The organism is Variovorax saccharolyticus (assembly GCF_030316765.1).
GTDB classification, from domain to species: Bacteria; Pseudomonadota; Gammaproteobacteria; order Burkholderiales; family Burkholderiaceae_C; genus Variovorax; species Variovorax saccharolyticus.
Window position 1 is genome coordinate 570,304 of record NZ_JASZYT010000002.1, and the last position, 20,497, is coordinate 590,800.

20 protein-coding genes are annotated in these 20,497 nt (G+C 69.2%); all 20 read left to right on the forward strand.

Annotated elements, in window-relative coordinates; genetic code table 11:
• Window positions 1–117: 117 nt before the first annotated feature.
• Window positions 118–1,317, forward strand: a complete 1,200-nt coding sequence (locus tag QTI45_RS08870) for an amidohydrolase family protein (protein WP_286368845.1) — start codon at window positions 118–120, stop codon at window positions 1,315–1,317.
• A 23-nt stretch (window positions 1,318–1,340) separates the two neighbouring features.
• Window positions 1,341–1,841 carry a nucleoside deaminase gene (locus QTI45_RS08875; RefSeq protein ID WP_286368846.1) on the forward strand — a complete coding sequence of 167 codons (501 nt, stop codon included), beginning with the start codon at window positions 1,341–1,343 and terminating at the stop codon, window positions 1,839–1,841.
• Between the two features lie 25 nt (window positions 1,842–1,866).
• Window positions 1,867–2,367, forward strand: coding sequence for an ABC transporter ATP-binding protein (locus QTI45_RS08880; RefSeq protein ID WP_286654087.1), 501 nt, complete (start codon window positions 1,867–1,869; stop codon window positions 2,365–2,367).
• A gap of 51 nt (window positions 2,368–2,418) precedes the next feature.
• Window positions 2,419–3,294, forward strand: a complete 876-nt coding sequence (gene dapF / locus QTI45_RS08885; protein WP_286654088.1) for a diaminopimelate epimerase — start codon at window positions 2,419–2,421, stop codon at window positions 3,292–3,294.
• Window positions 3,291–3,980, forward strand: a complete 690-nt coding sequence (locus tag QTI45_RS08890) for a DUF484 family protein (protein WP_286368849.1) — start codon at window positions 3,291–3,293, stop codon at window positions 3,978–3,980. The genes dapF and QTI45_RS08890 overlap by 4 nt, the downstream gene beginning before the upstream one ends.
• The gene (locus QTI45_RS08895) at window positions 3,977–4,594 is read left to right on the forward strand and encodes a YdcF family protein (RefSeq protein ID WP_286368850.1); all 618 of its coding nucleotides are present in this window, start codon (window positions 3,977–3,979) and stop codon (window positions 4,592–4,594) included. The genes QTI45_RS08890 and QTI45_RS08895 overlap by 4 nt, the downstream gene beginning before the upstream one ends.
• The gene (locus QTI45_RS08900) at window positions 4,578–5,609 is read left to right on the forward strand and encodes a tyrosine recombinase XerC (RefSeq protein WP_286654089.1); all 1,032 of its coding nucleotides are present in this window, start codon (window positions 4,578–4,580) and stop codon (window positions 5,607–5,609) included. The genes QTI45_RS08895 and QTI45_RS08900 overlap by 17 nt, the downstream gene beginning before the upstream one ends.
• On the forward strand, window positions 5,606–6,808 hold the full coding sequence (locus QTI45_RS08905; protein WP_286654090.1) for a class I SAM-dependent rRNA methyltransferase: 1,203 nt from the start codon (window positions 5,606–5,608) through the stop codon (window positions 6,806–6,808). Before QTI45_RS08900 ends, QTI45_RS08905 begins: the two co-directional genes overlap by 4 nt.
• Window positions 6,809–6,903: 95 nt before the next feature.
• Window positions 6,904–7,956, forward strand: coding sequence for a CobW family GTP-binding protein (locus tag QTI45_RS08910; RefSeq protein ID WP_286368853.1), 1,053 nt, complete (start codon window positions 6,904–6,906; stop codon window positions 7,954–7,956).
• A 425-nt stretch (window positions 7,957–8,381) separates the two neighbouring features.
• Entirely contained in the window at window positions 8,382–9,041 is a 660-nt protein-coding gene (gene dksA, locus QTI45_RS08915; protein ID WP_444813260.1) for an RNA polymerase-binding protein DksA, read from the forward strand.
• A gap of 30 nt (window positions 9,042–9,071) precedes the next feature.
• A complete protein-coding gene (locus QTI45_RS08920; protein WP_286654091.1) occupies window positions 9,072–10,643 on the forward strand; it encodes an STAS domain-containing protein in 1,572 nt (523 codons plus the stop codon).
• Window positions 10,644–10,696: 53 nt separating this feature from the next.
• A complete protein-coding gene (gene hslV / locus QTI45_RS08925) occupies window positions 10,697–11,245 on the forward strand; it encodes an ATP-dependent protease subunit HslV (protein WP_286368856.1) in 549 nt (182 codons plus the stop codon).
• 17 nt (window positions 11,246–11,262) lie between these two features.
• The gene (gene hslU, locus QTI45_RS08930) at window positions 11,263–12,585 is read left to right on the forward strand and encodes an ATP-dependent protease ATPase subunit HslU (RefSeq protein WP_286654092.1); all 1,323 of its coding nucleotides are present in this window, start codon (window positions 11,263–11,265) and stop codon (window positions 12,583–12,585) included.
• A 260-nt stretch (window positions 12,586–12,845) separates the two neighbouring features.
• On the forward strand, window positions 12,846–13,274 hold the full coding sequence (mraZ, locus tag QTI45_RS08935; protein WP_286654314.1) for a division/cell wall cluster transcriptional repressor MraZ: 429 nt from the start codon (window positions 12,846–12,848) through the stop codon (window positions 13,272–13,274).
• Between the two features lie 8 nt (window positions 13,275–13,282).
• A complete protein-coding gene (rsmH, locus tag QTI45_RS08940) occupies window positions 13,283–14,209 on the forward strand; it encodes a 16S rRNA (cytosine(1402)-N(4))-methyltransferase RsmH (RefSeq protein ID WP_286654093.1) in 927 nt (308 codons plus the stop codon).
• Window position 14,210: 1 nt separating this feature from the next.
• Window positions 14,211–14,552 carry a cell division protein FtsL gene (gene ftsL, locus QTI45_RS08945; protein ID WP_286654094.1) on the forward strand — a complete coding sequence of 114 codons (342 nt, stop codon included), beginning with the start codon at window positions 14,211–14,213 and terminating at the stop codon, window positions 14,550–14,552.
• The gene (locus tag QTI45_RS08950) at window positions 14,552–16,300 is read left to right on the forward strand and encodes a peptidoglycan D,D-transpeptidase FtsI family protein (protein ID WP_286368860.1); all 1,749 of its coding nucleotides are present in this window, start codon (window positions 14,552–14,554) and stop codon (window positions 16,298–16,300) included. The genes ftsL and QTI45_RS08950 overlap by 1 nt, the downstream gene beginning before the upstream one ends.
• A 5-nt stretch (window positions 16,301–16,305) precedes the next feature.
• Entirely contained in the window at window positions 16,306–17,808 is a 1,503-nt protein-coding gene (locus QTI45_RS08955; protein ID WP_286654315.1) for a UDP-N-acetylmuramoyl-L-alanyl-D-glutamate--2,6-diaminopimelate ligase, read from the forward strand.
• Window positions 17,805–19,262: a UDP-N-acetylmuramoyl-tripeptide--D-alanyl-D-alanine ligase gene (locus QTI45_RS08960; protein WP_286654095.1), complete on the forward strand. Its 1,458-nt coding sequence runs from the start codon at window positions 17,805–17,807 to the stop codon at window positions 19,260–19,262. Before QTI45_RS08955 ends, QTI45_RS08960 begins: the two co-directional genes overlap by 4 nt.
• Before the next feature lie 54 nt (window positions 19,263–19,316).
• On the forward strand, window positions 19,317–20,495 hold the full coding sequence (gene mraY / locus QTI45_RS08965) for a phospho-N-acetylmuramoyl-pentapeptide-transferase (protein WP_286368863.1): 1,179 nt from the start codon (window positions 19,317–19,319) through the stop codon (window positions 20,493–20,495).
• Window positions 20,496–20,497 lie beyond the last annotated feature (2 nt).

Genomic DNA, 20,497 nt, shown 5'->3' on the forward strand with positions numbered 1-20,497 from the left:
CTCCCGGCGGCGGCGGCAGGCCTTCAAGATGTCTCCCCATTCGGGGTGCAGCATGCGGTTCGGCATCGCCTCACCTCGTACCATGGAGGCTTCGTCGTCCTCCTGCCGAAGCGTTCCATGTCCCTGCCTCATGCCCTCCTGATCCGCAACGTCCGGCCCCTGGGCAAGGCGCCGGTCGACCTGCTCGTGCGCGACGGCCGGATCGCGGCGATCGGCGCCGCACTGGCGCCGCCCGCGGAGCTGCCGACCGAAGAGGAAGACGGCGGCGGCGCCTTGCTGCTGCCGGGTCTGGTCGAAGGCCATACGCATCTCGACAAGACGCTCTGGGGCATGGACTGGTACCGCAACGAGGTCGGCAGCCGGCTGGTCGACAAGATCGACAACGAGCGCGCCTTCCGCCATGCCAGCGGCCACGACGCCGCCGGCCAGTCGCTGGCGCTGGCCCGGGCCTTCCTGGCGCGCGGCACGACCCGGCTGCGCACCCATGTCGACATCGACACGCAGGCCGGGCTGCGCCACCTCGAGGGCGTGATCGGCACCCGCAGCGCAATGCAGGCGACGCAGCAGATCCAGATCGTCGCCTTTCCGCAGTCGGGACTGCTGCTGCGGCCCGGCACCGAGGCGCTGCTCGAGCAGGCGATGGCCGAGGGCGCCGACCTGCTCGGCGGCCTCGATCCCTGCGCCATCGACGGCGACCCGGTGCGCTCGCTGGACGTGCTGTTCGGCATCGCCGAGCGCCGCGGCTGCGGCATCGACATCCACCTGCACGAGCCCGGCGCCATGGGCGCCTTCTCGCTCGGGCTGATCATGGACCGCGTGGCCGCGCTCGGCATGCAGGGCCGGGTCGCGATCAGCCACGGCTTCTGCCTCGGCGACCTGCCGCCGCCCGAGCGCGATCCGCTGATCGCGCGCATGGCGCAGCTGGGCCTGGTGCTGATCACCAGCGCACCGGCGTCGCGCAGCGTGCCGCCGCTGATGGCCTGCCGCCAGGCCGGCCTCACGGTGCTGGGCGGCAACGACGGCATCCGCGACACCTGGTCGCCCTACGGGAACCCCGACATGCTCGAGCGCGCGATGCTGATCGGCCTGCGCTACAACCTGCGCCGCGACGACGAACTCGATGTCGCGCTCGACTGCGTCACCTACGCCGGTGCGCGCGGCTGCGGTTTCGCCGCCTACGGCCTGGCGCCGGGCGACCGTGCCGACCTGGTGCTGGTCGAGGCCCGGAGCGTCGCCGAAGCCATCGTGGCGCGGCCGGTGCGCCGCCGGGTGGTGGCCGGCGGCCGCATCGTCGCCCGCGACGGCGCATTGATCTGACATCCGGCAGCGAGGAACCCGCCATGTACCAGGAGCGATTCATGCGGCGCGCCATCGCGCTGTCGGCCCAGGCCCTGCAGACCCCCGGCACCGAGCCCTTCGGCGCCGTCGTGGTGAAGGACGGCGAGATCGTCGGCGAAGGCTTCAACCATTCGGTGGCGCATTCCGATCCGACCTCGCATGGCGAGATCGAGGCCATCCGGGACGCCTGCCGCAGGCTGCAGACCGTCGACCTGAGCGGCTGCGAGCTCTACACCTCCTGCGAACCCTGCGCGCTGTGCGTCGCGGCCATGCGCATCGCCGGCATCGGGCCGCTCTTCTATGCGGCTTCGCTGGCGCAGTCGGGCGCAGCCTTCGTGGGCCTGCCTGTCGCGGCGCGCCATCCGATCGATGTCGACCTGCTGCGGCAGGAAGCCGGCGCGCCGTTGGCGCAGCGCGTTCCGGCGGCCGAGCAGAAGCTGGATGACGAGGCGCTGAAAATTTTGGAAACCTGGGCGCGAGTACGAAAGTTGAAGCCCGACTGAGCATTCGAGGCAGAATCCGGTCCAGATGAATGTCCGGACCGCTGCGTCAATCAGCGTCGCCTTGATTTGCCTGGCGTCCCGGGGCGCCTTCGGCCAGTCGGCCGAAGTTCAGGATCCATTCAGCAAGCCTTGGTGGGAAGCGGTCGTCGGCCCTTTCGCGATCCACTTCAGCAACGAGGACGAGCACACGCATGTGTACCTGCTGGGCCTCGAGCGCAACCAGCCCGACGGCTGGATCTGGGGCTTCTCGGCGTTCCAGAATTCTTTCGGCCAGCCCTCCGCCTACGCCTACTACGGCTATCGCTGGGAGGGGCTGTTCGGCAACCCCGCGATCTACGCCAAGCTGTCGGGCGGCATCATTTACGGCTACAAGGACGAGTACAAGGACAAGGTGCCGTTCAATCACAACGGCTTCGGCCTCGGCATCATCCCGGCGATCGGCTACCGGCTGACCCGGGCGGATGCGGTGCAGGTGGGGGCGCTCGGCACCGCGGGGCTGATCTTCACCTACAACCGCAGGTTCTAGCTCGGTATCGCCGGTCTGGGACGCCGCTGCGGGGCAGCAGATAATCCCCGGATGCGAATCCGCTTCACCAAGATGCAGGGCGCCGGCAACGACTTCGTCGTGCTGGACGAAACCCGTGCGCCGCTCGGTCTCGATGCGGCGCAGTACCGCTTCCTGGCCGACCGCCACTTCGGCGTCGGCGCCGACCAGATCCTCTCGGTGCGGCCATCGCCCTCGGCCGACATCGACTTCCAGTACGTGATCCACAACGCCGACGGCGGCGAAGTCGAGCAATGCGGCAATGGCGCGCGCTGCTTCATGCGCTTCGTGCGCGAGCGCCAACTGACGGCCAAGGACGCGGTGCGCGTGCAGACCCTGTCGGGCGTGATCGAGCCGCGCATGGGGGCCGATGGCCGGGTCACGGTCGACATGGGCGCGCCGGTCTTCGAGACCGCCCGCGTGCCCTTCGACACCGCCGGGCTCGACCCGCAGCCCGAGGGCGGCTGGCACACCTGGCACCTGGCGCTCGACACCCACGCCGGCAGCGCCATCGTCGCCGTGGCCGTGCTGTCGATGGGCAACCCGCACGCGGTGCAGATCGTCGCCGACGTCGATACCGCGCCGGTCGCGGTCCAGGGCCCGCTGATCGAGCACCATCCCCGTTTTCCGCAGCGCGTCAACGCCGGCTTCATGCAGGTGGTGGACCGCGCGCAGGTTCGCCTGCGTGTCTTCGAGCGTGGCTCCGGCGAGACCCTGGCCTGCGGCACCGGCGCCTGCGCGGCGGTGGTGGCGGGCATCCGGCTCGGCCTGCTCGATGCCCGGGTCGATGTCCAGACCCGCGGCGGCCTGCTCACCATCGAATGGGCCGGCGACGGCTCACCGGTGCTGATGACCGGCCCCGCGGTCACCGTGTTCGAAGGCGACATCGAGGTGCCGGACGCGTCATGAACAATTTCAACTCCAACGCCATGAACCCGATCACCGAAGACGACATCGCCAACTACCTCTCGAACACGCCCGACTTCTTCGAGCGCCATGCCCAGCTGCTCGGGCAGGTGCAGCTGACCAGCCCGCACGGCAACCGTGCCGTCAGCCTGCAGGAGCGCCAGGCCGAGATGCTGCGCGAGAAGATCAAGGCGCTCGAGCACCGCGTGATGGACATGGTGCGCCACGGCACCGAGAACGTGGTCACGGCCGACCGCCTGCAGCGCTGGACCCGCGGCCTCTTGACCACGCGGGACCCGCGCCTGCTGCCGGCGCAGATCGCCGGCCAGCTGCAGAGCCTGTTCCTGGTGCCGCAGACCGCGATCAAGGTCTGGGACTGCGACAGCGCCTACCAGGCCGAGCCCTACGCCCAATGGGTCAGCGACGACGTGAAGGCGCTCGCCACCTCGCTGACTGCGCCGTACTGCGGCCTGAACTCCGGCTTCGAGGCGGCGGGCTGGCTGGCCGAGCCGCAGGCCGCGGTGTCGATCGCCCTGATCCCTCTGCGGCCCGAGCCCGAGGCCGCGGCCTTCGGCCTGCTGGTGCTGGCTTCGCCGGATGCCCAGCGCTACAACGCCGAGATGGGCACCGACTTCCTGGAGCGCATCGCCGAGCTGGCCTCGGGCGCGCTGTCGCGCCTGCGGCCTTGAACCGGCACCTGCGGCGCGGCGCCTGGGGCGCTCTCGCGATCCTCGTGGCCGGCTACGCCGCGATCCACCTGATGGTCTGGCGCAATGCGCTCGCCCGCCTGGCCGAGCCGCCGCAGCGCCCCGCCGATGCGGCGCTGATCCTCGGCAACCGGGCCTACAAGGATGGCCGGCCGAACCCCTGCCTGACCGGCCGGGTCGATGCCGGCCTGGCGCTGGCGCAGGCCGGCACCGTGCGTCAGCTGGTGTTCTCGGGCGGCGTCGATCGCGAGGACGGCCGCATCGAGGCCGAAGTGATGGAGCAGCATGCGCGCAGCGCGGGCTACACCGGTGCGCTGCTGCTGGAGCCGGCGTCGCAGTCGACCCGGGAGAACCTGTCGATGTCGCGCGGGGTGCTGGAGGCCGCGGGCATCCGCAGCGTGGTCATCGTGACCGAGCCCTATCACCTGTGGCGGGCCGAGCGGCTGGTGCGCGCGACCGGCTTCGACCGCCTGTTCGAGGTCCAGTTCGCCGCCGCGACCAGCAGCTGCTGGCAGACCTGGGGCATGGCCTTCAAGGGCGCGTTGCGTGAGCCCTTTGCAATCGTCAACAATGCTGCCAATGGCTACCTCCACTGACGCCGCGCTGCCCGCGCTGCCGGTCCAGATCGAGAAGTACCTCGAATACGTGCGGGTCGAGCGCCGGCTCGCGGCGCGTACGGTCGAGCTGTATGCCATCCACCTGGCGACGCTGGCGCGGAACGCCGCTACGGCCGGATTGGCGCTCGAACAGGTGCAGACCGCCCACGTCCGGCGCTGGATGGCCCAGCTGCACGGCGCCGGCCGCGAGTCGCGCGGCATCGCGCTGGTGCTGTCGTGCTGGCGCAGCTTCTACCGCTGGCTCGGCAACGAGGGGCGGGTCGGATCGAACCCGGTGCAGGACGTCCATGCACCGAAGGCTGCCCGGCCGCTGCCCAAGGCACTGGCGGTCGACGAGGCGGTGCGGCTGGCCGAACTGCACGACGCCGAAGCCGACCCCTGGGACGAAGCGCGCGACCGCGCGATCGTCGAGCTGCTCTACGGCTGCGGCCTGCGTGTGGGCGAGCTGGTCGGCCTGGACGTGCGCGCGAGCAGCGGCGCCCGGGGCTGGATCGACCCCGACGCCGCCGAGGCCCAGGTGCTCGGCAAGGGCAGCAAGCGCCGCATCGTTCCGGTCGGCAGCAAGGCGCTCGAGGCGCTGCAGGCCTGGCTGGCGCTGCGCGACGACTGCGCCGGGCTCGAAGCCGCGCGGCTGCGCGATCCCGGCAGCGCCGCGGCCCTCTTCATCGGCCGCAACGGCAACCGCCTGTCGGCCCATGCGGTCTGGAAGCAGCTGCGCGCGCGCAGCCTCAAGGCCGGCTTGACCGCGCCGGTGCACCCGCACATGCTGCGCCACTCCTTCGCCAGCCACCTGCTGCAGTCCAGCAGCGACCTGCGCGCGGTCCAGGAACTGCTGGGCCATGCCAACATCTCCACCACCCAGGTCTACACGCGGCTCGATTTCCAGCATCTGGCCAAGGCCTACGATGCCGCCCATCCGCGGGCCCGGGCCCGCGACGACAGTCCGCCGCCGATCGGCGACGCGCTGCGAAAGAACAAGAGCAGGAACCCATGAAGCTTCTCCGTCTGCGGTCCGGCAAGGAGCGTTCGCTGCTGCGCCGCCACCCCTGGGTCTTCGAATCCGCGATCGCCAAGGGCGGCGGCGACGCCGGCGAGACGGTCCGCATCGAGGCCGAGGACGGCCGTTTCCTGGCCTGGGCAGCGTACAGCCCGCACTCGAAGATCCGCGCCCGCGCCTGGAGCTTCGACGAGGCCCAGCGCATCGACGCCGCCTTCCTGGCGGGGCGGGTCGCTCAGGCGGTCCGGGCGCGCGCGCTGTTCGACCTCCAGAGCGACGGCATGCGCCTCGTCCATGGCGAGGCCGACGGCCTGCCGGGCCTGATCGTCGACCGCTATGGCGACACGCTGGTGGCGCAGTTCCTGTCGGCCGGCGTCGAGCGCTGGAAGGCGCCGCTGGCCGATGCCCTGCTGGCCGCCACCGGCCTGGACAAGCTCTACGAGCGCTCCGATGCGAGCGGCCGCGAGCGCGAGGGGCTGAAGCCGGTCACCGGCTGGCTGCGCGGCAGCGGCCCGACCGAGCTGCGCATCCGCGAGCACGGCTGGCAGCTGGGCCTGGACATCGCGACCGGCCACAAGACCGGCTTCTACCTCGACCAGCGCGACAGCCGCCGGCGCTTCGCCGAGCTGGCCGAGCGGCGCCGCTTTCGGCGCGTGCTCAACTGCTTCTGCTACACCGGCGGCTTCACGGTCGCCGCCCTGGCCGGTCTCGAGGCGGCGGGCGCGATCGAGGGCGCCGAGCTGATCTCCATCGATTCGTCGCAGCCGGCGCTGGAGCGCGCGCGGGCCCACGTGGCGCTCAACGGCTTCGATGCGGCCCGCACCGAGTTCCTGGACGCCGATGTCAACGCCAGCCTGCGCCGCTTCGTCGACGAGGGCCGGCAGTTCGATGCGATCGTGCTCGACCCGCCGAAGTTCGCCCCCACGGTGGCCCACGCCGAGCGCGCCGCGCGGGCCTACAAGGACCTCAACCGGCAGGCCTTCAAGCTGCTGGCGCCGGGCGGCCACCTGCTGACTTTCTCGTGCTCGGGCGGCATCGGCGCCGACCTGTTCCACAAGATCGTGGCGTCGGCCGGCATCGATGCCGGGGTCGACGGCTACATCACCGAGCGCCTGGGCGCCGCGCCCGACCATCCGATGACCGTCGAGTTCCCCGAGGGCGAGTACTTGAAAGGTCTGGTGGTGGTGCGCAAGTAGCCTTTGTCCCTGCCGACGCGGGGCCGGGCGGCCGTCGCTAAACTTCCCGCCTTCCCCCGCACTACCCGTTCCCCTCGTTTCCCCGGAGCATCCCCATGGCCCTCATTCCCGCCACCATCCTCACCGGCTTCCTCGGCTCCGGCAAGACCACCCTGCTCAAGCGCATCCTGAGCGAGGCCCACGGCCAGAAGATCGCCGTGATCGAGAACGAGTTCGGCGAGGAGAACATCGACAACGACATCCTGGTCACCGAGTCGAAGGAGCAGATCGTCCAGATGAGCAACGGCTGCATCTGCTGCACCATCCGCGAAGACCTGCGCGAGGCCTTGCAGCTGCTGGCGGCCAAGAAGCGCAAGGGCCTGCTCGACTTCGACCGCGTCGTGATCGAGACCACCGGCCTGGCCGACCCCGGCCCGGTGGCCCAGACCTTCTTCATGGACGACGAGATCGCCGAGAGCTACCTGCTCGACTCGATCCTGACCCTGGTCGATGCCAAGCACGCCCCGCAGCAGCTCAACGACCGCCAGGAGGCGCGCCGCCAGGTCGGCTTCGCCGACCAGATATTCATCAGCAAGAGCGACCTGGTCGCCGAGGAAGAAACCGAGGCGCTGATCCACCGGCTCAAGCACATGAACCCGCGCGCGCCGCAGCAGAAGGTGCATTTCGGCGAGGTGCCGATCAAGGACGTGTTCGACCTGCGCGGCTTCAACCTCAATGCCAAGCTGGACATCGACCCGGACTTCCTCAAGGAGGAAGAGGCGCACGACCACGACCATGACCACGCGCATGGCGAGCATTGCGACCATCCCTCGCATGCGCACGAGGGCCATGGCCACCACCACCATCACGACGACGACGTCAAGAGCTTCGTCTACCGCTCCGACCGGGCCTTCGATCCGGCCCGGCTGGAAGACTTCCTGGGCGCCATCGTCAACATCTACGGCCCGCGGATGCTGCGCTACAAGGGCGTCCTCCACATGCAGGGCACCGAGCGCAAGGTGATCTTCCAGGGCGTGCACCAGCTCATGGGCAGCGACCTCGGCCCGGCCTGGGGCGCCGACGAAAAGCGCACCAGCCGCATGGTATTCATCGGCATCGACATGCCGCGCGAGATCCTGGAACAAGGCCTGGACCAGTGCCTGGTCTGATCCAGCGGCCCGCCGGCCGGGGTTCTCTATACAATCGCGCGCCTGTTCCGGGAGCTGCGATCGACCTTCTTTGACCAAGTGTGACTTCCGGCATAGGGCCGGGCGCGTTTCGAGGCTGAATTCGGGGGTATAACCCCGGGGTTCGCCATTCGGCGAGCCCCCATGATTTGAATGCGCGTCCGAGTCCAACGAAGGAGCCAGTCACCGTGAAGAAACCCGCCGCCAAGCCCACGCCCGCTTCGAAGCCGGCCGTCAAGAAGACGGTGGCGGCCAAGCAGGCTGTACCCGCGGCGAAGAAGGTTTCCGCCAAGCCCGCCGCGGCGCCCAAGCCTCCCACCCGGAGCCCGGCCCCTGCGGCGGTCGCAAGCACCCCCTCCTCCAAACCGGCCGGCCCCCACGCCGCGCCACCTGCACCATCGAGTCCCATGAAAAAAACGGCTGCCGCCTCCACCACCTCCGTCCCGGCGACGCCCGCAACGACTGCCGCCCCCGCCCGCGGCGGCCGGGTGTCGCGGCTGTCCCAGCTCACGGTTCCTTCCATGCCGCAATCGGTGGCTTCCACGGCGGCCAAGTCCAGCTTCGTGCAGATCACCTCGAACGCGCTGGTGCCGCCGCCGCCGATCGCGGTCAAGAAAGACCCCAAGCTGGTCAACAACTGGAAGACCAAGTCGCCCGAGGAGCTCTCCGACGCCGAAGTGATCGCGATGCCGGACTCCGAGTACATGAACGAGAAGCAGATGGCGTTCTTCCGCCTGAAGCTGCAGGAACTCAAGCGCGGCATCCTCGAGAACGCCGGCGAGACCACCGAGCACCTGCGCGAGGACACCGTGGTCGTGCCCGATCCGGCCGATCGCGCCACCATCGAGGAAGAGCACGCGCTCGAGCTGCGCACCCGTGACCGCGAGCGCAAGCTGCTGAAGAAGATCGAACAGTCGATCCAGCGCATCGACGCCGGCGACTACGGCTACTGCGACGAGACTGGCGAACCGATCGGCGTCGGCCGCCTGCTGGCGCGCCCGACCGCCACGCTGTCGCTCGAAGCACAGCAGCGCCGCGAGCTGAAGCAGAAAATGTTCGGCGACTGATTCCCCGGGAGTCGAACGGAGACGCTGCGCATGGCCAAGGAAGATTCCGGTCGCTTGCTGTCGAAGGTGGCGAAGTTCGTTCGCAATCCCCTGAAGGATTGGTCCGAACTCGACGCCGACGACTCGTCGACGCTCGAAAACGGCTACAGCCGTGAAATGCTCAAGGAGATGATCGAGCGGCGGCAGCGCAACGACTTCGTGCGCCGCCGCGAGTTCGACATGCTGCGCAAGCTGCGCCAGCGCGAGGCGGCCGGCGGACGCGATCCGGCGGCCACGCCGTCTTCCTTCAACGTCAGCAGCACCTCCGGCAAGTCGGATGGCCGGGCACTCACGCTCAAGAAGATCGACGAGATCGAAGAGCAGATGTCCCAGCAGTGGTGGAAGGGACGCGACCCCCGCGCTGCGGCACCGGCCGCTGAGGGGGCGCCGCCCGCCGATGGTTCGCAGATGGCCGAGCAGCATGCGCGGGCCTATGCCGACACCGTGCCTGGCGTGCCGCAGGGCGGGGTCCAGGGGCTGCAGGTGCAGCTGCCGGCGCACGACGGCAGCATCGAAGAGGCCGCGATCCGCTATGCCCATGGCGACGATGCGGGCGCCGAGGCGATCCTGCTGCAGGCGCTGGCGCCCGACAGCCAGACCAGCGAGCACGACGACACCTGGCGCACGCTGCTCGATCTCTATCGCGCCACCGGCGATGCCGAGAAGTTCGTGGCCGCCAGCACCCGCTATGCGCAGCGCATGAAACTGGCGGCGCCCGAATGGATGTCGTTCCGGGCCTTGGCGAATTCGGCCCGTGCCTCGAGCGCGGCGCAGCCGCAGCCACCATCGTCCGTGGCGGCCGGCGAGGCCGACTGGGCCAGCCCGCCGCGGCTGGCGCGCGAGGGCCTGATCGGCCTGACGCGCGCCCTCGGCGCCGCGGGCCCGTCCTGGCGGCTCGACTGGAGCGGGCTCGAGGCCATCGAGCCCGACGCCGCCGGGCCGTTGCGGGCCCTGTTCACCCATTGGGCCGACTCCACCGTGCAGCTGCGTTTCCGCGGCGGCGACCGGCTGCTGCTGGCGCTGGCCGAAGCCACGCCGGCCAACGACCGCGGCGTCGATGCGGTCTGGTGGCAGTTGCACATGGCCGCGCTGCGCGTGATGCACCGGGCCGACGAGTTCGAACTGCTGGCGCTCAACTACTGCATCACCTACGAGGTGTCGCCGCCGCCCTGGGAGGATCCCAAGGGCAACTACGCGTCGCTCGATCCGGACACGCCGGCGCCGAAGCCGGCCGCGAAGGCCTTCTCGCTCGATTCCGACGCCCCGGCGCCGGCCGCTGCAGGCGCCGGGCGCGGCCAGCTGGTCGGCGAACTGGTCGGCGAATCGCTTTCGACCTGGCAGCGGCTCGACGCCGAGCTGGCCGAGGAGCCGGCGCCCGTCGTCTCGTGCGCGGCCCTGGTGCGGATCGATTTCGCTGCCGCCGGCACGCTGCTCAACTGGGTCACCGACCACCACGGCCGCGGCCAGAGCCTGCAGTTCGTCGATGCCCACCGGCTGGTCGCGGCCTTCTTCGACGTCATCGGCATCGCCGACCACGCCTCGGTTTCGCTCAGAAAAGACTGACCGCGGCCGACGCCGGGGCTTGAGATCCGGGCCTTCGCCCTGAAGTTGCTTCGATGGAACAATTTCACGGAACCACGATCGTCAGCGTCCGCCGCAAGATTGCCGGCGCCCCTGACCAGGTCGCCATCGGCGGCGACGGCCAGGTCACGCTCGGCAACATCGTCATCAAGGGCACGGCGCGCAAGGTGCGCCGGCTCTACCACGGCAAGGTGCTGGCCGGCTTCGCGGGCGCGACCGCCGATGCCTTCACTCTGTTCGAGCGCTTCGAGGCCAAGCTCGAGAAGCACCAGGGCCACCTGGCGCGTGCCGCCATCGAACTCACCAAGGACTGGCGCACCGACCGCGTGCTGCGCCGCCTCGAGGCCATGCTGGCGGTGGCCGATGCCACCACCTCGCTGATCATCACCGGCAACGGCGACGTGCTGGAGCCCGAGAACGGCATCATCGCGATCGGATCCGGCGGCGCCTACGCGCAGGCCGCGGCCAAGGCGCTGCTCGACAATTCCGAGCTGTCCGCAGAGCAGATCGTGAAGAAATCGCTGGAGATCGCCGGCGATCTCTGCATTTACACGAACATGCACCACACGGTCGAGACCCTTTGAGAAGCGCGAGTCCCTCCATGTCCATGACCCCCCAGGAAATCGTCTCCGAGCTCGACCACCACATCGTCGGGCAGCCCGATGCCAAGCGCGCGGTCGCCATCGCGCTGCGCAACCGCTGGCGCCGCCAGCAGGTCGAGGAGAAGCTGCGCTCCGAGATCACGCCCAAGAACATCCTCATGATCGGCCCCACGGGCGTCGGCAAGACCGAGATCGCTCGTCGGCTGGCACGGCTGGCCGATGCGCCCTTCATCAAGGTGGAAGCCACCAAGTTCACCGAGGTCGGCTATGTCGGCAAGGATGTCGACTCGATCATCCGCGACCTGGCCGAGATCGCGATCAAGCAGACCCGCGAGACCGAGAGCGCCAAGGTCCGGATGCGGGCCGAGGACGCGGCCGAGGAGCGCATCCTCGACGTGCTGCTGCCGCCGGCCCGGCTGCCCGACGGCGCCGCCAGCGACACCGCCAACCCGACCCGCCAGGCCTTCCGCAAGAAGCTGCGCGAGCGCGAACTGGACGACAAGGAGATCGAGATCGACCTGGCCGAGGCGCGCCAGCCGCTCGAGATCATGGGGCCGGCCGGCATGGAGGAAATGACCGAGCAGCTGCGCGGCATGTTCGGACAGCTGGGCCAGGCCAAGCGCAAGACCCGCAAGCTCAAGATCGCCGAGGCGATGCGCCTCTTGATCGACGAGGAGGCTGCCAAGCTGGTCAACGAGGACGAGATCCGCTCGCAGGCGATCCACAACGCCGAGCAGAACGGCATCGTCTTCATCGACGAGATCGACAAGGTCGCGACCCGCAGCGAGGCGCAGGGTGCCGACGTCTCGCGCCAGGGCGTGCAGCGCGACCTGCTGCCGCTGGTCGAGGGCACCGCGGTCAGCACCAAGTACGGCGTGGTGCGCACCGACCACATCCTGTTCATCGCCAGCGGTGCCTTCCACCTGAGCAAGCCGAGCGACCTGATCCCCGAGCTGCAGGGCCGCTTCCCGATCCGGGTCGAGCTGCAGTCGCTGTCGGTGGCTGACTTCGAGAGCATCCTGACCCAGACCCAGGCCTCGCTGGTGAAGCAGTACCAGGCCCTGCTGGCGACCGAGGGCGTCACGCTGGAGTTCACGCCCGAGGGCATCACGCGGCTGGCGAGCATCGCCTTCGAGGTCAACGAGCGGACCGAGAACATCGGTGCGCGCCGCTTGTCGACCGTGATGGAGCGCCTGCTCGACGAAGTGAGCTTCGATGCCGCCAAGCTCGACGGCCAGGCGGTGCGCATCGACGCGGCCTATGTCGACCAGCGGCTGCAGGCACTAAGTCACGACGAAGACCTTTCTAGATTCATTCTTTGAGGCCTCCGTCGTAGGACGCGGCTCACGCATTACTTTCAGTGCGTGAGCTAAGTGCTTCATTTGCAACGGAATTCGGTGTTTTGCCAGTTGCAAAAACACCGCTAAGTCGTTGATTCCATTACAAAAAATACCCCCGAAGCCCGGTTGCGGAGTAGGCGTTTCCTGCTACAGTGCAAAAAAGTGCAGTTAAGTGGGAAAAAGTGTCGAGCAAGACCTGATTCGGGTCCTGCGGCAAGTCCCACCACCGGGGTCTCGTGGTCGTGTTTCAAGGCGCTTCATCGCTCAGTCTGGATGCCAAGGGGAGGCTCTCCGTGCCGACCCGGCATCGTGACGTCCTGAGCGCGACCGCCGCCGGCCAACTCACCATCACCAAGCATCCGCACGGCTGCCTGATGGTGTTCCCGCGGCCCGAATGGGAGAAGTTCCGCGAGCGCATCGCCGCGCTGCCGATGTCGGCGCAGTGGTGGAAGCGGGTCTTCCTCGGCAATGCCGTGGACGTCGAGATGGACGGCACCGGCCGCGTGCTGATCTCCCCGGAATTGCGTGCCGCTGCGGGCATCTCGCGCGACACTCTGCTGCTGGGCATGGGCAATCACTTCGAACTCTGGGACAAGGCGACCTACGAAGCCAAGGAAGCCGAAGCCACCCAGGGCGAGATGCCCGATGTCTTCCAGGACTTTTCGTTCTGAGGCGCGCAGTGGAACAGCCGTGGACCCACACCACCGTCCTGCTGAAGGAGGCGGTGGATGCTCTTTTTCCGGACCCGTCGCAGGCCGCGGGCACCTATGTGGATGCGACTTTCGGGCGCGGCGGCCATGCCCGCGCGATCCTGGCCAGGCTGGGGCCGGAGGGCCGGCTGATCGCGTTCGACAAGGACGCGGAAGCGGTGGCCGAAGCAGCGCGCATCGAGGATGCGCGTTTTTCCATTCGGCACCAGGGGTTCCGGGACCTCGGGGAACTGCCGCCTCGCAGCGTGGCCGGCCTGCTGATGGACCTCGGCATCAGTTCCCCCCAGATCGACAACCCCGCACGGGGTTTTTCTTTTCGTTTCGACGGACCGCTCGACATGCGCATGGACACCACGCGCGGCGAGAGCGTGTCCGAATGGCTGGCGACAGCCGAGCAGCAACAGATTGCGGAGGTGATTCGTGACTATGGCGAAGAACGGTTTGCTGTTCAGATTGCAAAGGCGATTGTTGCTCGCCGACAAGAACGGGGCTCAATTTCAACCACCGCCGAGCTGGCCGAGCTCGTGGCTGGCACGGTCAAAACCCGCGAGCCGGGCCAGAACCCTGCAACGCGCACATTTCAGGCTTTTCGGATTTTCATCAACGCCGAGCTTGAAGAGCTGCAACAGGCGCTAGAGGCGAGCCTCTCCGTGCTGCAGCCCGGGGGCCGCCTCGCGGTGATCAGCTTCCATTCGCTGGAAGACCGCATCGTGAAGCAGTTCATCGCCCAGCATTCGAAGGAGGTCTACGACCGCCGCGCGCCCTTCGCGGCGCCGAAGGCGATGAAGCTCAAGGCCCTGGCGCGCGTCAAGCCTTCGAAGGCCGAGGTCGACGGCAACCCGCGCTCGCGCAGCGCGATCCTGCGCGTCGCCGAACGCACGGCCGAGGGGCTCTGACATGGCCCGCCTCAACTTGCTGCTGCTGATCGCCGTGCTCGGCTCGGCGGTCTACCTCGTCCACACGCAGTACCTGTCGCGCCAGCTCTTCACCGAGCTGCACCGCATCGAGCTCGAGGCGCGCCGCCTGGAGCTCGACCGCGACCGGCTTCAGGTCGAGAAGCGCGCCCAGGCGACGCCGCTGCGGGTCGAGAAGCTGGCCAAGGAGCAGCTCAAGATGCGCACCACCACGCCGGCCATCACGCAGTACGTTCGCGCCGACGGCACCGTGATCCCGGCCGTGGCGCCGCCGCCGGCCACCACGCCGGCCGGCCGCGCCGCGCCTTCGAAGGGAGCGCACTGATGGCTCGTCGCAGCGTCCAGTACACGACCAGCCCCCTGCTGGCCAGCAAGACCCCGGTCTGGCGCAGCAAGTTCATCGTCGCGGCGATCGCCGGCGGCTTCGTGCTTCTGGCGGCCCGCGCGGCCTATGTGCAGGTGCTGGACAACGCCTTCTTCCAGCGCCAGGGCGAGGTCCGCTTCACGCGCACGCTGGAGCTGCCCGCCAACCGCGGCCGGATCCTCGACCGCAATGGCCTGCTGCTGGCCTCCAGCGTGGTGGCGCCGAGCATCTGGGCGATCCCCGAGGACATCGAGCGCGACGACCCGGAGGTCAAGGCCAAGCTCAAGCAGGTCGCCAAGCTGCTCGAGATGCCGCAGAAGGAGTTCGACAAGAAGCTCGAGGACGAGGACAAGACCTTCGTCTGGGTCAAGCGACAGGTCGACGAGCCCATTGCCAAGCAGATCGCCGCGCTCAACATCAAGGGCATCTACCAGCGCAAGGAATACAAGCGCCAGTACCCCGAGGGCGAATCCGCCGCGCACGTGGTGGGCTTCACCAATGTCGAGGACCACGGCCAGGAAGGCATCGAGCTGGCCTTCAACAAGGACCTGGCCGGCAAGGCCGGCTCGCGCCGCGTCATCAAGGACCGCCTGGGCCGCGTGGTCGAGGGCGTCGGCGAGCAGGTGCCGCCGCTGGATGGCAAGGACATTCAGCTCAGCGTCGACAGCAAGGTGCAGTTCTTCGCCTACCAGAAGCTGCGCGACGCCGTGACGATGCACAAGGCCAAGGCCGGCAGCGTGGTGGTGCTGGATGCCATCACCGGCGAGGTGCTGGCGCTGGCCAACTACCCGAGCTACGTGCCCGACAAGCGGCAGAACCTGACCGGCGAACAGTTACGCAACCGCGCGCTGACCGACACCTTCGAGCCCGGTTCGACCATGAAGCCGATCACGGTCGGGATGGCGCTGGAGGCCGGCCGCGTGACGCCGCAGACGGTGATCTCCACCGCCCCCGGACGCATGAGCCTGGGCGGCTTCACGATCAGCGACACCCACAACTACGGCTCGCTGACGGTCGAGGGCGTGATCCAGAAGTCGAGCAACATCGGCGCGCTCAAGATCGCCCAGAAGATGGCGCCGCGCGAGATGTGGGACACCTACACCGCGCTGGGCTATGGCCAGAAGCCGCAGATCCAGTTCCCGGGCGCGGTCACGGGGCGGCTGCGGCCCTGGAAGTCGTGGAAGCCGGTCGAGCAGGCCACCATGGCCTACGGCTACGGCCTGTCGGCCTCGCTGTTCCAGATGGCGCATTCGTACACCGCCTTCGCGCACGACGGCGACATCATCCCGGCGACGATCCTCAAGAGCCCCGAGCCGGCGGTCGGCGTCAAGGTGTTCTCGGCCCAGAACGCGCTGGCGGTGCGCAAGATGCTGCAGATGGCGGCCGGCCCCGGCGGCACCGGTCCGCTGGCGCAGACCATCGGCTACTCGGTGGGCGGCAAGTCGGGCACCGCGCACAAGCAGGTCGGCAAGGGCTACGCGAGCAAGCAGTACCGTTCGTGGTTCACCGGCATGGCGCCGATCGAGAAGCCCCGCATCATCGTCGCGGTGATGATCGACGAGCCGAGCAACGGACAGTACTTCGGCGGCCTGGTGGCGGCGCCGGTGTTCAGCGAAGTCGTGCAGCAGACCCTGCGCATGATGAACGTGGCGCCCGATCTCGCAGTCAAACCCCTGGTCGTGACCAAGGGCGTGGAAGAGAGCTTCTGATGACCATGACGACGCTGCACAGCCCCGATGAAGCCGCTGCCTGGCTGCGCTCGCGCGTGCGCGGCGCGCTGCATGCCGACAGCCGCCCGGTGGCTGCGGGCGATGGCTTCATCGCCTGGCCCGGCGCCGCGACCGACGGCCGGCGTTTCGTCGCCCAGGCGCTCGCGCAGGGCGCTGCGGCCTGCCTGGTCGAAGCGGAGGGCAGCGCGGCCTATGCCTTCGAGGGCGAGGCGATCGCCACCTATGCCGGCCTCAAGGCCGCGACCGGACCGATCGCGGCCGCCTATTACGACACGCCCTCGGCCGAACTCGAACTGGTCGCGGTCACCGGCACCAACGGCAAGACCTCGACCGCCTGGTGGCTGGCGCAGGCGCTGTCGGTCGGGACGCCCGATGCCGTGGGCAAGCCCTGCGCCGTGGTCGGCACGCTGGGCATCGGCGTGCCGCCCGACCTGACCTACACCGGCCTCACGACGCCGGACCCCGTGATGCTGCAGCGTGAACTGCGCGCCTTCGTCGACCGCGGATTCGGCGCCTGCGCGATCGAGGCCTCGTCGATCGGCATCGCCGAACGCCGCCTCGACGGCAGCCGGATCGCGGTGGCGGTGTTCACCAACTTCACTCAGGATCATCTGGACTACCACGGCAGCATGGATGCCTACTGGCAGGCCAAGGCCGAGCTGTTCCGCTGGCCCGGCCTGCGTGCCGCGGTGGTCAACATCGACGACGTGCACGGCGCGGCCCTGGTGGCCAACCTGATCGAGCACGGTGTCGGCGCGCTCGATGTCTGGACCGTGTCTGCCGAGGGCGCCCCGGCCCGGCTGCGGGCGGACGACATCGGCTACGACGCGCAAGGACTGGTCTTCTCGGTGCTCGAGGATGGCGTGGCGCCGCAGCGTCTCGCGACCTCGCTGATCGGCCAGTACAACGTCGCCAACCTGCTGGGCGTGCTGGGTGCGCTGCGCGCGCTCGGCCTGTCGCTGGAGGCGGCCGTGCGCGCCTGCAGCGGCCTGGACAGCGTGCCGGGCCGCATGGAGCGCCTGAGCCTGCCCGGGCGTCCCCTGGTGGTGGTCGACTACGCCCACACGCCCGATGCGCTCGACAAGGCGCTGGCCGGCCTGCGGCCGCTGGCACGCCAGCGCGGCGGCGCACTGTGGTGCCTGTTCGGCTGCGGCGGCGACCGCGACAGCGCCAAGCGGCCGATGATGGCCGCGGTGGCCGAGACGCAGGCAGACCGCGTGGTGGTGACCAGCGACAACCCGCGCAGCGAGAAGCCCTCGGCGATCATCAGCCAGATCCTGCTGGGCCTGGCGCGGCCCGAAGCGGCGCAGGTCGAGCCCGACCGCGCGCGGGCGATCGCCGGGACGCTGGCCCAGGCGCGCGCCGAAGACGTCGTGCTGCTCGCCGGCCGCGGCCACGAGGCGTGGCAGGAGATCGCCGGCGAGCGGATCGCGTTCTCGGACCGCAGCCACGCGCTCGATGCGCTCACGGCGAGGAGCGCGACATGACCGGCACCACCGCAGCGACCCCCATGATGACCCTCGGCGAGGCCCTGGCCTGGATCCCCGGCGCGCGCCTGGTCGGCGATCCCGCGACACCGATCCAGCGGGTCCACACCGACACCCGCACCCTGGCGGCCGGCGACCTGTTCGTCGCCTTGAAGGGCGAGCGCTTCGACGCCAACCAGTTCCTGCCCGACGCCCGCGCCCGCGGCGCCGTGGCCGCGATCGCCCATGGCGGCCTCGAGGCCGCGGGCCTGCCGGGCCTCGAAGTGCCCGACAGCCTGGCGGCGCTGGGCGCCTTGTCGGCCGGCTGGCGCGCCCAGTTCGAGCTGCCCCTGATCGCGGTCACCGGCAGCAACGGCAAGACCACCGTGACGCAGATGGTGGCGTCGATCCTGCGCGCCGCCTGCGGCGAGGGCGCGCTGGCCACGGCCGGCAATTTCAACAACGAGATCGGCGTGCCGCTGACCTTGCTGCGGCTGCGCGCGCGCCACCAGCGCTCGGTGGTCGAACTCGGCATGAACCATCCGGGCGAGATCGAGCGGCTGGCGCGGATCGCGCGGCCGACCATCGCGCTGGTCAACAACGCGCAGCGCGAGCACCAGGAATTCATGGCCACGGTCGAGGCGGTGGCGCGCGAGAACGGCGCGGTGTTCGAGGCGCTGCCGCCGCAGGGCACCGCGGTGTTCCCGTACGCGGACGAATTCACTCCCCTGTGGAGGGAGATCGCGCAGCGGGGCGCGCCGCGCCGCTGCCTGACTTTCGGCGAGCAGGCCGGCGCCGACATCGCGCTGGCGGCCGCCGACTGGTCCGACGGCGCCTGGCAGGTTGCCGCCCGCACGCCGCTGGGCGAGCTGCGCTTCGCCCTGCGCATCGCCGGCCGGCACAACGTCGTCAATGCGCTGGCGGCGATCGCCTGCGCGCTGGCCAGCGGCGTCTCGCTCGACCGCATCGCCGACGGCCTGTCGGCCTTCGAGCCGGTCAAGGGCCGCTCGCGGGCGATCGCGCTGGCGCTGGCCGGCGGGCGCTCGATCACGCTGGTCGACGACACCTACAACGCCAATCCCGATTCGATGCTGGCCGCGATCGACGTCCTCGCCGCGCTGCCGGGCCCGCGCCTGCTGGTGATCGGCGACATGGGCGAGGTCGGCGACCAGGGTCCGCAGTTCCATGCCGAGATCGGCGTGCGGGCGCGCGAGCGCGGCATCGAGGCGGTGTTCGCGCTCGGCCGCGAATCGGCGCACGGCATCGCCGCCTATCGCGAAGCCGGCGCCGCCGGCGAGGGCCGGCATTTCGAAGACATCGATTCGCTCAACGCCGCCGTCCGGGCGCAGCTGCCGCAGGCCGCCAGCGTGCTGGTCAAGGGCTCGCGCTTCATGCAGATGGAGCGCGTGGTCCAGGCCGTCGCCGGCTGGGCCGAATCACAACAACAAGACAAGGAGGCCGGTCATGCCGCATGAGTCGCGCATCGAGGCCCGTTCCGCCATGCATCAATTTCCGACGAGGTCGCGCCCATGCTGCTGAGCCTCGCCATGTGGCTGCAGACGCTGTCGCCGGACTTCGGCTTCCTGCGCGTCTTCCAGTACCTGACCTTCCGCGCGCTGATGGCGGCGCTGACCGCGCTGCTGCTCGGGCTGGCTGCCGGCCCCTACGTGATCCGGCGCCTGACCGCACTGAAGATCGGCCAGCAGGTGCGCAGCTACGGCATGCAGAGCCACCTGACCAAGAGCGGCACGCCGACCATGGGCGGCGTGCTGGTGCTGTTCTCGATCGCCTTCTCGACGCTGATGTGGTTCGACCTCTCGAACCGGTTCGTCTGGATCGTGCTGTGGGTCACGCTGGGCTTCGGCGCCATCGGCTGGGTCGACGACTGGCGCAAGGTGGTGCGCAAGGACCCCGAGGGCATGCGCTCGCGCGAGAAGTACTTCTGGCAATCGGTGGTCGGGCTGGTGGCCGCGTTCTACCTGCTGTTCAGCATTTCCGAGAGCTCCAACTGGCGCGTGCTCGAACTGTTCTATGCCTGGGTGCGCTCGGGCTTCGACCTCGACTTCCCGCCCAAGATCAACCTGCTGGTGCCCTTCTTCAAGGAGATCAGCTATCCGCTCGGCGGCATCGGCTTCGTGATCCTGACCTACCTGGTGATCGTCGGCGCCAGCAACGCGGTGAACCTCACCGACGGCCTCGACGGCCTGGCGATCATGCCGGTCGTGATGGTCGGCTCGGCGCTCGGCGTCTTCGCCTATGTCACGGGCAGCGCGGTGTATTCGCGCTACCTGCTGTTCCCGCACATCCCGGGTTCGGGCGAGCTGCTGGTGTTCTGCTCGGCGATGGCCGGTGCCGGCCTGGCCTTCCTGTGGTTCAACACCCACCCGGCGCAGGTCTTCATGGGCGACGTGGGCGCGCTCGCCCTCGGCGGCGCGCTCGGCACCATCGCCGTCATCGTGCGCCAGGAGATCGTGTTCTTCATCATGGGCGGCATCTTCGTGGTCGAGGCGATCTCGGTGATGGCGCAAGTCAGTTACTTCAAATACACGAAGAAGCGTTTCGGCGAAGGCCGGCGCGTGCTCAAGATGGCGCCGCTGCACCATCATTTCGAAAAGAGCGGCTGGCGCGAGACGCAGGTCGTGGTCCGCTTCTGGATCATCACGATGCTGCTGTGCCTGGTCGGCCTGTCGACTCTGAAGCTGCGTTGACA